The sequence below is a fragment of the Luteimonas viscosa genome, assembly GCF_008244685.1.
GTDB classification, from domain to species: Bacteria; Pseudomonadota; Gammaproteobacteria; order Xanthomonadales; family Xanthomonadaceae; genus Luteimonas; species Luteimonas viscosa.
In genome coordinates this window covers 3,300,931-3,315,587 of sequence record NZ_VTFT01000001.1, presented here as the reverse complement: position 1 = coordinate 3,315,587, position 14,657 = coordinate 3,300,931, and the positions used below count along the sequence as shown (strand labels likewise).

General features: G+C 71.1%; 7 protein-coding genes and 1 pseudogene. 1 reads left to right on the top strand and 7 read right to left on the bottom strand.

From position 1 onward, the window contains the following. From FZO89_RS18560 to asnB, 4 genes are all read right to left on the bottom strand, one after another. The coding region (locus FZO89_RS18560) for an ESPR-type extended signal peptide-containing protein (protein ID WP_262378676.1) at window positions 1-2,590 on the bottom strand (2,590 nt) is incomplete at its 3' end. 742 nt (window positions 2,591-3,332) lie between these two features. Next, the gene (purL, locus tag FZO89_RS14650; RefSeq protein WP_149103950.1) at window positions 3,333-7,358 is read right to left on the bottom strand and encodes a phosphoribosylformylglycinamidine synthase; all 4,026 of its coding nucleotides are present in this window, start codon (window positions 7,356-7,358) and stop codon (window positions 3,333-3,335) included. Between the two features lie 103 nt (window positions 7,359-7,461). Then, window positions 7,462-8,286 (bottom strand): DsbC family protein, encoded by an 825-nt coding sequence (locus FZO89_RS14645; protein ID WP_149103949.1) that lies wholly within the window; start codon window positions 8,284-8,286, stop codon window positions 7,462-7,464. Between the two features lie 115 nt (window positions 8,287-8,401). Further along, on the bottom strand, window positions 8,402-10,135 hold the full coding sequence (gene asnB / locus FZO89_RS14640; protein ID WP_149103948.1) for an asparagine synthase B: 1,734 nt from the start codon (window positions 10,133-10,135) through the stop codon (window positions 8,402-8,404). 330 nt (window positions 10,136-10,465) lie between these two features. Here asnB and FZO89_RS14635 point away from each other — a divergent pair, with 330 nt between their 5' ends. Further along, on the top strand, window positions 10,466-12,127 hold the full coding sequence (locus FZO89_RS14635; protein ID WP_149103947.1) for an ABC1 kinase family protein: 1,662 nt from the start codon (window positions 10,466-10,468) through the stop codon (window positions 12,125-12,127). A 47-nt stretch (window positions 12,128-12,174) separates the two neighbouring features. Here FZO89_RS14635 and dapE read toward each other — a convergent pair whose 3' ends face one another. From dapE to dapD, 3 genes and pseudogenes are all read right to left on the bottom strand, one after another. After that, window positions 12,175-13,320: a succinyl-diaminopimelate desuccinylase gene (gene dapE / locus FZO89_RS14630; protein WP_149103946.1), complete on the bottom strand. Its 1,146-nt coding sequence runs from the start codon at window positions 13,318-13,320 to the stop codon at window positions 12,175-12,177. A gap of 116 nt (window positions 13,321-13,436) precedes the next feature. Continuing rightward, window positions 13,437-13,793 carry an arsenate reductase gene (locus FZO89_RS14625; RefSeq protein WP_149103945.1) on the bottom strand — a complete coding sequence of 119 codons (357 nt, stop codon included), beginning with the start codon at window positions 13,791-13,793 and terminating at the stop codon, window positions 13,437-13,439. Between the two features lie 24 nt (window positions 13,794-13,817). Then, window positions 13,818-14,642, bottom strand: a pseudogene (gene dapD, locus FZO89_RS14620) (2,3,4,5-tetrahydropyridine-2,6-dicarboxylate N-succinyltransferase); the annotation flags it as partial. Window positions 14,643-14,657 lie beyond the last annotated feature (15 nt).

Below are 14,657 nucleotides of genomic sequence, written 5' to 3'. Positions count from 1 at the left end.
CGCCACTGCCGTAGGCCGAGGCGCCCTCGCCCACCGCCGTGGCCGACTCGCCCGAGGCTGTCGCGTACTCGCCCTCGACATACGCGCCGTTGTCGCTGTCCGCACCGCCGCTCGCCGCGAAGTAGCGGTTGTACTGGGTCGCGGTCTCGAGCTGGTCCACGTTCACCGCGTCCGTGCCCTCGGTGCCTGCGGCCACGTTCGTGATCTGGCGCTCGGCGCCCGTATCGCCCACCGACACGGTGTTGTCGCGCTCGGCCTGCGAACCGGCGCCCAGGGCCACGCTGTTGGCCGCCGTCGCCGTGGCGCTCTCGCCCAGCGCGGTCGAGCCCTCGCCGTCGGCCCAGCTGTTCCAGCCGATCGCCGTGCCGTACTCGCCCGTCGCCCACGCGCCCGCGCCCACCGCGGTGCCGCCCGTGCCCGAGGCCTGCGCCGGGATCAGCCCGAAGAACGTCGAGCCGCCCACCACCACGCTCTCGTCGCCCGTGGCTTCGCTGAACTCGCCGACCGCCACGCTGCTCACGCCGCTGGCCGTGGCCACCACGCCCACCGCCGTGGCGTAGTCGCCACCGGCGATCGCACCGTAGCCCAGGGCGCTGCCGCCGTAGCCGGTCGCTTCACTGAAGCTGCCCGCCGCCGTGGTGTAGTCGCCCGAAGCGGTGCTGCTGTAGCCAGAGGCGCTCGACTGCAGCCCGTCGGCCGTGGCCGCCGCGCCGCTGGCCGTGCTGAACGCACCGTTGGCCTGGGCGCCGGCGCCGTACGCGCTCGCACCCACTTCCGATGCCGTCGTGGTCTGGTCCAGCAGTACCTCGCCCGTGTCCGGATCCTCGTAGTACAGGCTCCCGCCCACCGCCGTCGCACCGTCCGCGGTCGCGGTCGCGTTGTAGCCCGACGCCGTCGCGTTCTGGCCTTCGGCATACGCGCCGCTGCCGTAGGCCGAGGCGCCGTCCCCGTACGCGTTCGCCGCCTCGCCCGAGGCGGTGGCGTACGCGCCTTCGGCATACGCCCCCACGTCGTCGCTCTGGTCCTCGTCGTTGCCCGTGGCCTGGAAGTACAGGTTGTCCGCCGTCGCTTCCTCCAGCTGGCCCAGGTTCACCGCGTCGGTGGCTTCCGTCGCCGCCGCCACGTTCGTGATCTGCCGCTCGCTGCCCGCATCGCCTACCGACACCGTGTTGTCGCGGTCGGCATACGAGCCCTGGCCCAGCGCCACGCTGCCTTCGCCGACCGCCGTGCTGTCCGAGCCCAAGGCGAGACTGGCGTCGCCCTCGGCCGCGCTGAAGTTGCCGACCGCCGTGCTGTTGAAGCCGCCGGCATAGGCCGCCCCGCCGACAGCGGTGGAGTAGTCGCCCGCGGCCTCGGTCGGGATCAGCCCCCAGAACGCGCCGCCCACTGCGACCGCGTTGTCGCCACTGGCGATCGCGTACTCACCGACCGCCACCGAATCGAAGTTGCCCGCGAACGCGCCGAACCCGACCGCGGTGGCGCCGGCGAAGGTCGCCTCCGCGCCATAGCCGAATGCGCTGGCGCCGAAATCGCCGGCCACGCTGTAGCCGCCGTAGGCAGCCGAGCCGTCGCCGGAGGCCTCGCTGTTGAAGCCGGTGGCCGTCGCCTGGAGGCCGGACGCGGAAGCGTCGCTGCCGAGCGCGGTAGCGTAGGCGTTCGTCGCCTGCGCGCCGGCACCCAGGGCAGCCGCGCCATCCCCATCGGCAGCCGCGCCTGCGCCTGCCGCAACCGCGCCCACGCCGTTGACGCTCGCGTCGTCGCTGCCGTCGTCGGCGCCGTCGGCCTTGAAGTAGCGGTCGGTATGCTCGGCCACGTCGGCCACGGCGTCCACCGCGCCTGCCACTTCGTCGACCTGGCCCACCGTCGCGGCATCGCTTGCGGTGACGCCGTCGCTCACGTTCGTGATCCGGCGGGTGGCCGGGCCGACGGTACCGGCGCCGCCGCCGTTGCCGACCGAGAACACGCCCGCTTCCGTGGCGCGCGCGCCGTAGCCCAGCGCCACGCTGCCGCTGGCCGCCGGGGCGACGTAGGCATTGAAGCCCATCGCCACCGCACCTTCCGAATGCGCCTGGGCGCCCTGCCCGACCGCGGTGCTGCGCACGCCCATCGCCTGCGACGATCCCCCGAGCGCGGTCGAGGCCGAGCCGTTGGCGAGCGCGTTCGACCCCACGGCGGTGGCGTTGGACTGCAGCGCGCGCGCGTTGTTTCCGAGCGCCGTGGCATTGGCGTGGGTCGCCCTGGCCGCGTTGCCGACCGCGGTCGAACCCGCCCCGCCGGCGGTGGCGCCGTTGCCGCAGGCCGTGGAGCCGGTGCCAGAGGCGACTGCGCTGCCGCAGGCGTCTGCGAGCTTCGCCGGCGCACCCTTGCCGTGGTGATGCGCCTTCGCCGTGTGCTGCCCCTTGCCGCCGGCCTTCCCGCCCTGGACCTGGCCCTGGGCGCCCGCGGCGCCGGCCATCGCGATCACGCCGGTCGCGACGACCGCCTGCAGCAACCGCACCCCCTTCCCCTTGCCCTTCGCCGTGGCCAGCTCGGAGGCGACGGTCACCTGACCGGTGGACGGGTTCCAGATCTTGGAATAGATGCGGTTCATCGAGTTGGCCCTCTTCGGAGTGGGTTGATGCGGAAGACACCTGGAAAAATCAGGACACGGGCGCTCGGGGCGTCCGGTACGGGAAAGTCGGGAGGGGGTCAGGGCGTGTCGCGATCGCAGCGAGATACGGCATCGAAGCCATCCATGTGCGGGCCATCAGCGCTTCCTGAACGCTCCTCAAACTGCGATAGGACTGTGACGATACTCACCGCGGCGGGCAATTTTCGTCAAGCGATTGGACGCTTCGCGTCACAAATTGACGTGTTGGAGCGGATTTTCCCTCGGTTTCAAGGGTTTCCGGGCTGCTCCTCCGGTCGCCCGGGATGTTTCGGCTGAAACAAACTGAACGCGATAGGAAAATGCGACGACCGATCACCGGGCACCGCCCTTCCCCGGGCTGAAAACCTGCCCGAATCGACTTCGTTGTCCTGCCTCCGGCCCGATCACGTTTTGACCAGGCCTTGCTGCAGTGCAGCATAAATCTCCGCCCGGGGCGGACCCGGGGGCGCGAGCCGGGACGACAGGCGGGTCGATGCGTCGATGCCAGGCAGCAGGATGGGCCACGGTCAGGCGTAGCCAGGGAGTTGCCGATGCGCCCGGCGGGAAGCGGCCCCTGGAGGCAAGCGCTGCCGCCGGCTCGAGGCCCCGTTCCAGCCGGGCATCGCCCCGACGCGCGGCGTCCAGGCACCTCCGGCTTCACGCCTCGGCAGGGCGGCGGTGTCCCCGCAGGAAACCGCCGCGATCAGCCGCGTTCGAATCGCACGCGTGCGTTGCGGAACATCCGGGTCCAGGGCGAGGCGTCCGGCCAGTCCGCCGGCGCCCAGCTGAAGTTGAGGCGACGCAGGGTGCGCTCGGGATGCGGCATCAGGATGGTCGCGCGGCCGTCGTCGCTGCACAGGCCTGCGATCGCGTCGGTCGAGCCGTTGGGATTGGCGGGATATGTCTGCGCGGGCGTGCCGTCGCCTTCGACGTAACGCAACGCCACCCTTGCCGCGGCGCGATCCGCCTCGTCGTCGAAAGCGGCGCGGCCTTCGCCATGGGCGACGACGACCGGCAGGCGCGAACCGGCCATCCCGGCCAGGAACAACGACGGCGAATCGAGCACCTCGAGCATCCCCAGGCGCGCCTCGAACTGTTCGCTGCGGTTGCGCAGGAAGCGTGGCCAGCGCGCGGCGCCCGGAATGATGTCGCGCAATCCGGACATCATCTGGCAGCCGTTGCACACGCCCAGCGAGAAGGTGTCGCTGCGCGCGAAGAATTCCGAGAACTGCAGGCGCAGCGCGTCGCGCTCCAGGATCGAGCTGGCCCAGCCGCGGCCGGCGCCGAGGACGTCGCCATAGCTGAAGCCGCCGCAGGCCACCAGGCCGCTGAAGCCGTCCAGCCTGACGCGCCCCGACACCAGATCGCTCATGTGCACGTCGACCGCGGCGAAACCGGCGCGATCGAAACCCATCGCCATCTCGACCTGGCTGTTGACGCCCTGCTCGCGCAGGATGGCGACACGCGGCCGCGCGCCCTTGCCGATGAAAGGCGCCTGCACCGGTGCGACATCGACCGGATCGAAGGCGAGTTCCGGCTGCAGCCCGGGCGCGTCGAACCGGCGTGCGGCGGCATGTTCCTCGTCGGCGCAGTCTGGGTTGTCGCGCAACCGCTGCATCGCATGGGTCACCGACCACCAGGCATCGAACAGTTCCTGCCACTTCCATTCGGCCAGCGATGTCTCGCCGTCCAGTACCCGGATCCTCGCCGCGCTGGTGGGCCGCGCGATGCGCTGCGCGCATTCGACCAGACCGTGACGGGCCACGAGGTCGGCGAACTCGGCACGGTCCCCGGTGGCGATCTGCACCACCGCGCCCAGTTCCTCGGAGAACAGCGTGCGCAGCACGTCCTCGGCGCGGTCGTCGCCCCAGCCTTCGAGGTCGATGTCGAGCCCGCGATGCGAGCAGAACGCCATCTCGCACAGCGCGGCGAAGGTGCCGCCGTCGGAGCGGTCGTGGTAGGCGCGCAGCAGCCCCGCCCCGCGTGCATCGCGGACGAGTTCGAAGAACGCACGCAGGCGCGCGGGCTCGTCGAGATCCGGGCAGGCGCCGCCGAACGCGTCGTAGCACTGCGCGAGGATCGAACCGCCGAGCCGCTGCTTGCCGGCACCCAGGCCGATCAGCCACAGCTCGCTGTCGATGCCGTCCTCGAGCAGCGGCGTGAGCTGCGCGGTCACGTCGGGCACCGGCGCGAACGCGGTGACGATCAGCGAGACCGGCGAGACGGACTTGTGATTGGTGACCCGTGTTTGCTGGTGATTGGTGATTGGTGATTGGTGATTCGGAAGGGCGCCATCGTCGTTGACCGACGAGTCCCGCATTTCACCAGTCACGAATGACGGACGCTCCACAACAGCCGCAGGCTGGTCATCACCAATCACGTCGCTCCACTGCACCTGCATCGACAGCGAATCCTTGCCGACGGGGATGCTCAGGCCCAGCTCGGGACACAGCTCGAGCCCCACCGCCCGCACCGCGTCGAACAGCTTCGCGTCCTCGCCGGGGTGGCCGGCCGCGGCCATCCAGTTGGCGGACAGCTTCACCCGCTCCAGCGCCTCGACCGGCGCCGCGCACAGGTTGGTGATCGCCTCGCCCACGGCCATGCGCGCGGCGGCGGCGGAATCGACCAGCGCAAGCGGCGTGCGCTCGCCGATCGCCATCGCCTCGCCGGCCACGCCGTCGAAGCCGGCGAGCGTCAGCGCGCAGTCCGCGACCGGCATCTGCCAGGGGCCGACCAGCTGGTCGCGCGCGGTCAGCCCGCCGACCGCGCGATCGCCGATGGTGATCAGGAACTGCTTGGCAGCCACGGTCGGATGCGCGAGCACGCGCAGGCCGGCCTCGTGCAGGTCGACGACGTTGGTGTTCAGGCCGCGCCAGCGCACCGGCGTCCCGCGCGCGGTGTCGCGATGCATCTTCGGCGCCTTGCCGAACAGCACGTCCATCGGCAGGTCGATCGCGGGATCGTCCGGCGTGTGGCCGACCGAAGCGCCATAGGCGACCACCAGGTGCTCGGCTCCGGTCGCCACGCCCACCGTCGCGAACGGGCAGCGCTCGCGTTCGCATAGCGCGGCGAACTCTTCGAGCCGGTCCTGCGGCACGCCGAGCACGTATCGCTCCTGCGATTCGTTGCACCACAGCTGCATCGGCGAGAGCGAGGGATCGTCGCTGGGCACCTTGTCCAGGTCGATCACGCCGCCCACCCCGGAATCGTGCAGCAGCTCCGGGATCGCGTTGGATAGCCCGCCGGCGCCGACGTCGTGGATCGAGGCGATCGGATTGCGTTCGCCGAGCGCGACGCAGCGGTCGATCACCTCCTGGCAGCGCCGCTCCATCTCCGGGTTCTCGCGCTGCACCGAGGCGAAATCCAGGTCTTCCGCGCTCTCGCCCGAGGCCACCGAGCTCGCGGCACCGCCACCCAGGCCGATCAGCATCGCCGGACCGCCGAGCACCACCACCGCATCGCCGGGCCGGAGCGAGTGCTTGGCGACCATCGGCCGGTCCATAGCGCCCAGGCCGCCGGCGAGCATGATCGGCTTGTCGTAGGCGCGGGGCGGCTCGCCCGCGTGCTGCAGCTCGAAGCTGCGGAAATAGCCGAGCAGGTTCGGGCGCCCGAACTCGTTGTTGAACGCGGCGCCGCCGAGCGGGCCGTCGAGCATGATCTCCAGTGCCGGCGCCATGCGTGGGTTGAGCGCGCGCGGCGCTTCCCAGGGCTGCGGCAACGTGGGGATGCGCAGGTGCGACACGCTGAAGCCGGTGAGCCCGGCCTTGGGCTTGCCGCCGCGCCCGGTGGCGCCCTCGTCGCGGATCTCGCCGCCGGCGCCGGTGCTGGCGCCCGGGAACGGGGAAATCGCCGTCGGATGGTTGTGGGTCTCGACCTTGATGCAGAACGCGCTGTCGGCGACCGGCTCGCTGCGGTACTCGCCGCCCGCGGGATCGGGGCGGAAGCGGCGGGCCGGGTAGCCCTCCACCACCGCGGCGTTGTCGCTGTAGGCCGACAGCGTGTGCTGCGGCGTCTTCGCATGGGTGTGCTTGATCATGCGGAACAGCGAATGCGGCTGGTCTTCGCCGTCGACCGTCCACGAGGCGTTGAAGATCTTGTGCCGGCAGTGCTCGGAGTTCGCCTGCGCGAACATCATCAGTTCGACGTCGGACGGATCGCGCCCGAGTTTCGCGTAACGTTCGCGCAGGTATTCGATCTCGTCCGTGGCCAGCGCCAGGCCGAGGCGCGCGTTGGCTTCTTCCAGTTGCGCCAGCGGAATCCGCTCCAGCGCGCCTCGCGCCGGCGCCGCGAACAGGCCCGCCGCCTCGTCGTGCGAGGACAGCAGCGACTGGGTCATCGGATCGTGCAGCCGCCTGGCCAGCGCCGCCTGCAGCGACGGTGCGTCGGGCCATCCCGCGAGGTCGAGCCGCGTGCCGCGCTCGACCCGGCGGACCGGCTGCCCGGCGCCGCGCACGATGTCGGTGGCCTTGCTCGCCCAGGGAGAGATCGTGCCCAGGCGCGGCGAGACGAAGCGCGACACCGCGCCGGCATCCGCCGGCGACGGCGCCCCGGGCGCCTCCAGCATGCGCCGCAGCGTGTCCTGGTCGGGCCTGGCGCCCGGTTCCGGGTCGATCCAGTAGACGTGCCAGGCGCCGGCGATCCGGACCCCGGGCGCAACCGACTGCAGGCGGAACTCAAGCCGTTCGCGTCGGAACGGCGACAGGGCCGGAAGGCCCTCGAGGACGATCATGTCCGGAGAACGTTGGGAGCGGGCCGTCCATTGTAAGGGCGTTTGCCCGGCGCAGCCCGCGAAACGCGGTTTCGACGCAACAGGCGCGGGCGGCGCCTGCGGATCAACCCCCGGAGGCTCGGGCCGCCGCATCCGCGTCGGCCTGCTCCAGCGCCGACAGCAGCGCATCCGGCGGCAGGTAGCCGGGCATCTGCACCCCGCTCTCGGTGACGATCATCGGGGTGCCGGTCAGGCCGACGCGCTGGCCGAGCTGGTACTGGCTGGCCACCGGGTTTTCGCACTTGCGCGACGGCACGCGGCGGCCGTCCTTGGCGTCGGTCAGCGCCTTGCGCCGGTCGGGCGAGCACCACACCGACACCATCAGCTCGTAGTCGGGAGTGCCGACCCCCATCCTCGGGAATGCCAGGTATTCGATCGCGATGCCGCGCTTGTTGTACTCGGCGATGTCCTGGTGCAGCTTGCGGCAGTAGCCGCATTCCACGTCGGTGAATACGCTGACCGTGTACTTCGGGTTGGCCGGCGCGAACACGATGCGGTCGCTGGCGGGCACCGCCGCCAGCAGCTTGCGCCGGACCTCGGCGACGCCGGCCTGGGTGACGTCCTTCTTCGCCTCGATGTCGAACAGGCTGCCCTGCAGCAGGTACTTGCCGTCGTCGCTGACGTACAGCGCCTGGCCGCCGACGATGACTTCGCGAAACCCCTCCAGCGGCGCCGCGGCGATGCTGTCGATCCGGATGTCGGGATTGATCGACAGGATCGCCTTGCGCGCGCGGTCCTCCGGCGTGCCGGGGGCGGTCTCGATCTGTGCGGCGGCGGGCGCGGCGGCATCCGCTGCCGGATCCTCCGCGGCGGACGACGGCGACTGCGCGCAGGCCGACAGGCTGGCGGCGCAGAGGATGGACAACAGCAGGCTTCGCTTCGGGGACATTCGGCTGGTACACGTCGACAGCGGGACAGCGCGCATTGTTGCACGCCCCGTCCCGCCCCCCTGCCACGGCGCACGCCAGGGTCCGGAACCGTTCAAGTCCGCGCGGGCCGCGCCCTCACCCCGCGGACACCGCCTGCGCGTGCACGCCGGCCACCGCACGCCCGGACGGGTCGGCCATCGCCGCGAAACTCGCATCCCATGCGATCGCCGCCGGCGACGAGCAGGCGATCGACTTGCCGCCCGGCACCGTCTGCGCGCAGGCCGTGCCGGGGTAGAACTGCTCGAAGAGCATGCGGTAGTAGTACGCCTCCTTGGTCTGCGGCGGGTTGACCGGGAAGCGCCGGTCGGCGGCGGCGAGCTCGCGGTCGCTTACCTGCGATTCGGCATGCGCCTTGAGGCCGTCGATCCAGCCGTAGCCCACGCCATCGCTGAACTGTTCCTTCTGCCGCCACAGGATCGACCCGGGCAGTTCGCCCTCGAAGGCATCGCGCAGCACGCCCTTCTCCATGCGCCGCGGGCCGCTGTCGCTGCGGTCGATCATCTTGTACTTCGCGTCCATCCGCATCGCCACGTCGAGGAACTCGCGGTCGAGGAACGGCACCCGCGGCTCGACGCCCCAGGCCATCATCGACTTGTTCGCGCGCAGGCAGTCGTAGTTGTTGAGCGCGTCGAGCTTGCGCACCAGTTCCTGGTGGAACTCGCGCGCGTTGGGCGCCTTGTGGAAGTACAGGTAGCCGCCGAAGATCTCGTCGCTGCCCTCGCCCGAGAGCACCATCTTCACCCCCATCGCCTTGATCCGGCGCGCGAGCAGGTACATCGGCGTGGACGCGCGGATGGTGGTGACGTCGAAGGTCTCGATGTGGCGGATCACTTCCGGCAGCGCGTCCAGGCCTTCCTGGAAGGTGTAGGTGAAGCCGTGGTGCACGGTGCCCAGCGCCGCGGCCGCGACTTCCGCGGCGGCGAGGTCGGGCGAGCCCTCCAGCCCGATCGCGAACGAATGCAGCCGCGGCCACCAGGCCTCGCTGCGGTCGTCGTCCTCGACCCGGTGGCGCGCGTAGCGCGCGGCGACCGCGGCGACCAGCGAGGAGTCCAGCCCGCCCGACAGCAGCACGCCGTAGGGCACGTCGGTCATCAGCTGCCGGTGCACCGCGGCCTCGAACGCCGCGCGCAGCTCCGCCTTCGGCACCTGCACGCCTTCCACCGCGTCGTAGTCGCGCCAGGGACGCTCGTAGTACCTGCGTGGCACCGGCTTCGCCGCATCGGCCGCGTCGGCCGGGAACTCGTAGTAACGCCCGGGCGGGAACTGCGCCACGTCGGCGCAGATCGGGGCCAGCGCCTTCATCTCCGAAGCCACGCACAGGCGCCCGGCGCGGTCGTGGCCCCAGTACAGCGGCACCACCCCGATCGGGTCGCGCGCGATCAGGCCCCGCCCGTTCGCCGCGTCCCACAGGGCGAAGGCGAAGATGCCGTTGAGCCGCTCCAGGAACGCGGCCGGTCCGCCCGCGTCCGTATCGCATTCGCGATACAGGGCGTTGATCACCTCGCAGTCCGAGCCGGTCTGGAACGCGTAGTCGCGGACCAGTTCCGCCTTGAGCTCGCGGTGGTTGTAGATCTCGCCGTTGACGGCGAGCACGAGCCCGCCGTCGGCCGAACGAAGCGGCTGCGAGCCGCCCGCCGGGTCGACGATGGCGAGACGCTCGTGCACCAGGATCGCGCGCTCGTCGTGGTACACGCCGCTCCAGTCCGGGCCGCGATGCCGCTGCTTCTGCGAGAGTTCCAGCGCCTGCCGCCGCAGCGCGGGGACGTCGTCGCCGGGCTGCAGCCCGAACATGCCGAAGATGGAACACATGGGGCGGAACTCCTGGGTGGCGGACGTTGTGCGGAGACGCGGACAAGAAAAAACCCGCACCTTGCGATGCGGGCTTGCGTGGACGGCGTGGTCTTTCGGGATCTACGCCGGGCTGCAGCCCGCTTCTCGCACACGATTGTTCGCCGCGCCGGGATTGCGGCCGGAAACGCTCGGGTTGCGGGAGGACTGCGGTGCCATGGTCACGAACGTAACCGCGCGCATCGGCGATTGCAACAGTTGCAGACACAACCGTCACCGCGGCGTCGGAATACTCGCCGGCGGGCTCGCCACGGGCCAGCGGACGCCAGGGGCACGACCTTGAACGACACCATGCAGCGACTTTCCCGGACTTCCCAGATCATCGCCATGCTCGCGCGCTACCGCGGTGCGGGCATCCTCACCGGGCTGGACCTGGGCGACACCCAGGAGGAGGAAGTCGCCGACGGCGAAACCGATGCGCTGGCCGAGCGCTTCGTATCCGACCTCGAGGCCATGGGCCCGGCCTTCGTCAAGCTCGGACAGGCGCTGTCCACCCGCCCCGACCTCGTGCCCGCCGCCTGGATCGCGGCGCTCGAGCGCACCCAGGACAACGCCACCCCCGCGCCGGTCGGCGACATCGAAGCGCTGCTGGAGAGCGAACTGGGCGTGCGCGCGAGCAAGGTCTTCGCCCTGATCGATCCCGAGCCGATGGCGGCCGCCTCGCTCGCCCAGGTCCATCGCGCGGTGCTGCACGACGGTCGCGTGGTGGCGCTGAAGATCCAGCGCCCCGACGTGGCCGGCGCGGTGCGCGGCGACCTCGACGTGCTGGCGCGGCTGGCGGGGACCGCGGACGCCCTCACCGACGCCGGCCGCCGCCTGCGCCTGGCCGACTGGATCGCCGAGTTCCGCAAGGCGATGCTGCAGGAGCTCGACTACCGGATCGAAGCCGAGAACCTGGACCGCTTCGGTCGCCACCTGGCCGGCTACGACCGGCTGCGCGTGCCCGCGCCGCTGTGGGACTACGTGACGCCGCGGCTGCTGGTGATGGACTGGATCGACGGCATCAACGTCACCCGCATCAGCGGCCTGCGCCGGACCGAACAGGACACCGCGCCGGCCACCGTCGAGCTGCTGCGCGCCTACCTCGACCAGGTGTTCGTGCATGGCGACATCCATGCCGACCCGCATCCGGGCAACGTGCTGCTGTGCCCGGACGGGCGGATCGCGCTGATCGACCTGGGCATGGTCGCCACCATCCCGCCGCGCCAGCGCGAGCGCCTGCTGAAGCTCGTCTTCGCCGCGGTCGACGGCCGTGGCGAGGACGTGGCGCGCGAACTGGTGGCGCTCGGTACCCGGCTGGAGGATTTCGACGAAAGCGCCTACGTGCGCGAGATCTCGCAGGTGGTCGCGCGCTACGCCAGCGCCACCCGGCGCGCCTCGGAAGGCCGGATGGTGCTGGACCTGGTGCGGCGCGCCACCGAATGCGGATTGCGTACGCCGCCGGAGATCAGCCTGCTGGGCAAGACCCTGCTCAACCTCGAACGGGTGGTCGACGCGCTCTCGCCCGAGATCGACGTGCGGCGCGAGATCGAGGCGCACCTGCAGTCGCTGATGCGCGACCGCCTGCGCAAGGCGCTGTCGCCGGCCAACCTCGCCACCGAGGCGATGGAACTGCAGGAACTGGTGCGCGAGGCGCCGCGCAAGCTCTCCGACACCCTGTCGCTGCTGGCCGCCAACCGGATGCAGGTGCGGCTGGACGGGCTGGACGACTCCCGGCTGATGGAGAACCTGCAGAAGATCGCCAACCGCATCGCCTCCGCGGTGGTGATCGCCGCGCTGCTGCTGTCCTCCACCCAGATGATGCGGCTCGAGGTCGGACCCACCCTGTTCGGCTATCCCGCCCTGGCGATGCTGATGTTCCTGGTGGCGGCGGTGCTGGGGATCGTGCTGGTGGTCGGCGCGATGCGCCACGACCGTCGCGCGCGACCGGTCGAGCGCACCGGCGCGGAATAGGCCCCCCGCTCGGCGCAGCCCCCCGCCCGGCGCAGCCCTCCGCTGCTTCAGCCCGCGGATTTCGCGTCCGGCAGCAGGCGTTCGAGCAGTTGCAGGTACAGCTGCGGCAACGCCTCGAGGTCGGCCACCCGCACATGTTCGTCGATCTGGTGGATGCTGGCGTTGACCGGCCCGATCTCGATGCACTGCGCGCCCAGCGGCGCGATGAAGCGCGCATCGGATGTGCCCCCGCCCGTGCTCTCCTCGGGAGCGGCGCCGGCGAACCTCGACATCACCTCCCGGGCCGCCGCGCGCAGCGGGCCTTCCGGGGTGTAGAACGGTTCGCCGCTGCGGTGCCAGGCGATCGTGTAGTCGAGCCCGTGGCGGTCCAGCAGCGCCCCGATCTCGGCCTCGAGCGCGGGCGCATCCCAGTGCGGCGTGTAGCGCAGGTTGAACTGCACGGTCGCCGTGCCGGGGATGACGTTGGTCGCGCCGGTGCCCGCGGCGATGTTGCTCACCTGCAGGCTGGTCGGCGGGAAGGATTCGTAGCCCGCGTCCCAGTGCCGCGCGACCAGTTCCGCCAGCGCGGGCGCGAGGTCGTGGATCGGATTGCGCGCCTTGTCGGGATACGCGACATGGCCCTGCACGCCGCGGACGGTGAGCGTGGCCGACAGGCTGCCGCGTCGGCCGACGCGCAGCAGGTCGCCGAGTGTCCGCGTCGAGGAGGGCTCGCCGGTGATGCACCAGTCGATCCGCGTGCCGCGTTCGGCGAATGTCGCCGCGACGCGGCGGACGCCGTCGATCGCATCGCCCTCCTCGTCGGAGGTGAGCAGCAGCGCGAGCGTGCCGGCATGGCCGGGATGCGCGGCGACGAAGCGCTCGGCCGCGACCACGAACGCCGCGACACCGCTCTTCATGTCGGCGGCGCCGCGTCCGTAGAGCACGCCGTCGCGGATCTCGGGCGCGAACGGATCCGACGTCCACGCCTCGGACGGCCCGCTCGGCACGACGTCGGTATGTCCGAGCAGCGCCAGCACCGGCGCGCCCTGCCCGTGCGTGGCCCACAGGTTGTCGACCTGGCCGAAGCGCATCGGTTCGACCGCAAATCCGGCCGCCTCGAGTCGCGCGGCCACCAGCGGCTGGCAGCCGGCGTCGTCCGGCGTGACCGACTTGCGCGAGATCAGTTCACGGGTGAGATCGAGGACATCGGACACGGGAACGGACACTCCGGGCGAAGGAACGGATCCGGGCCGGTGAGGCGCGCTCGCGCACGACACGCCGACCCCTCGAGGACATCATCATCGCGCATACGCGCACGCCCCGCGGACGGTCAGGCGATCCCGAACCGCTTCTTGAATCCGTTGTCGCTGAACCCCTGCGTCACCACGCCGTCGGCCGTCGCCACCACCGGGCGCCGGATCAGCTGCGGATACTCGCGCAGCAGCAGCTTCCATTCCGCTTCGCTGGCCGCGGCCTTGCGGTTGTCGGGCAGCTGCCGCCAGGTGGTCGACGATCTGTTGACCATCGCCCCGAAGCCCCCGAGCTGCCCGGCCCACTCGACCAGGGTCTCCGGCGTCGGCTTGTCGTCCCGGTAGTCGACGAAGGAGTACGCGATGCCGAATCGGTCCAGCCACTTCGTCGCCTTGCGGCAGGTGTCGCAGTTCTTCAGTCCGTACAGGGTGGTCATGTCCGTGCGTCCTCGAAAGCGGAATCAGTCGGCCAGGCCGCGCAGCAGCTCGTTGACGCTGGTCTTGCCGCGGGTCTTCTCGTCGACCTGCTTGACGATCACCGCGCAGTACAGCGAATGCGAGCCGTCCTTCGCCGGCAACTGGCCGGACACCACCACGCTGCCCGGCGGCACATGGCCGTAGCTGACCTCGCCGGTGGCGCGGTTGTAGATGCGCGTGGACTGGCCGATGAACACGCCCATGCCGATCACGCTGTGGTGGCCCACCACCACGCCTTCCACCACTTCCGAGCGCGCGCCGATGAAGCAGTGGTCCTCGATGATCGTGGGGCTGGCCTGCAGCGGCTCGAGCACGCCGCCGATGCCGGCGCCGCCGGACAGGTGCACGTGGCGGCCGATCTGCGCGCACGAACCAACGGTGGCCCAGGTGTCGACCATCGTGCCTTCGCCCACGTGCGCGCCGATGTTGACGAAGCTCGGCATCAGCACCACGTCGCGGCCGAAATAGGTGCCGCGCCGGGCGATCGCACCGGGCACCACGCGCACCCCCATCGAGCGGAACCGGGCCGCGTCGAAGCCGGCGAAGCGCGCCTCGACCTTGTCCCAGAACGGCGCCGGCTGCGCGTCCACCAGCGCCATGTCGTTGATCCGGAAGTACAGCAGCACGGCCTTCTTCAGCCACTCGTTGACCCGCCAGCCGCCGGCGCCGTCGGGCTCGGCCACCCGCAGTTCGCCGCTTTCCAGGCCGAGCATGGCGCGTTCGACCGCACGCTTCACCGCTTCGGCGGTTTCGCCGGCGCCGAGTTCTGCGCGCCCTTCCCAGGCGTCCTCGATCGTGCGCTGTAGCTCGGTTGCCGTCGTCGC

Bases quoted from the DNA above. Each gene is read 5' to 3' on its own strand.
- purL (WP_149103950.1), bottom strand. From the start codon at position 7,358: ATGATCGTCCTCGAGGGCCTTCCGGCCCTGTCGCCGTTCCGACGCGAA.
- FZO89_RS14635 (WP_149103947.1), top strand. From the start codon at position 10,466: ATGCAGCGACTTTCCCGGACTTCCCAGATCATCGCCATGCTCGCGCGC.
- FZO89_RS14625 (WP_149103945.1), bottom strand. From the start codon at position 13,793: ATGACCACCCTGTACGGACTGAAGAACTGCGACACCTGCCGCAAGGCG.
- asnB (WP_149103948.1), bottom strand. From the start codon at position 10,135: ATGTGTTCCATCTTCGGCATGTTCGGGCTGCAGCCCGGCGACGACGTC.
- FZO89_RS14645 (WP_149103949.1), bottom strand. From the start codon at position 8,286: ATGTCCCCGAAGCGAAGCCTGCTGTTGTCCATCCTCTGCGCCGCCAGC.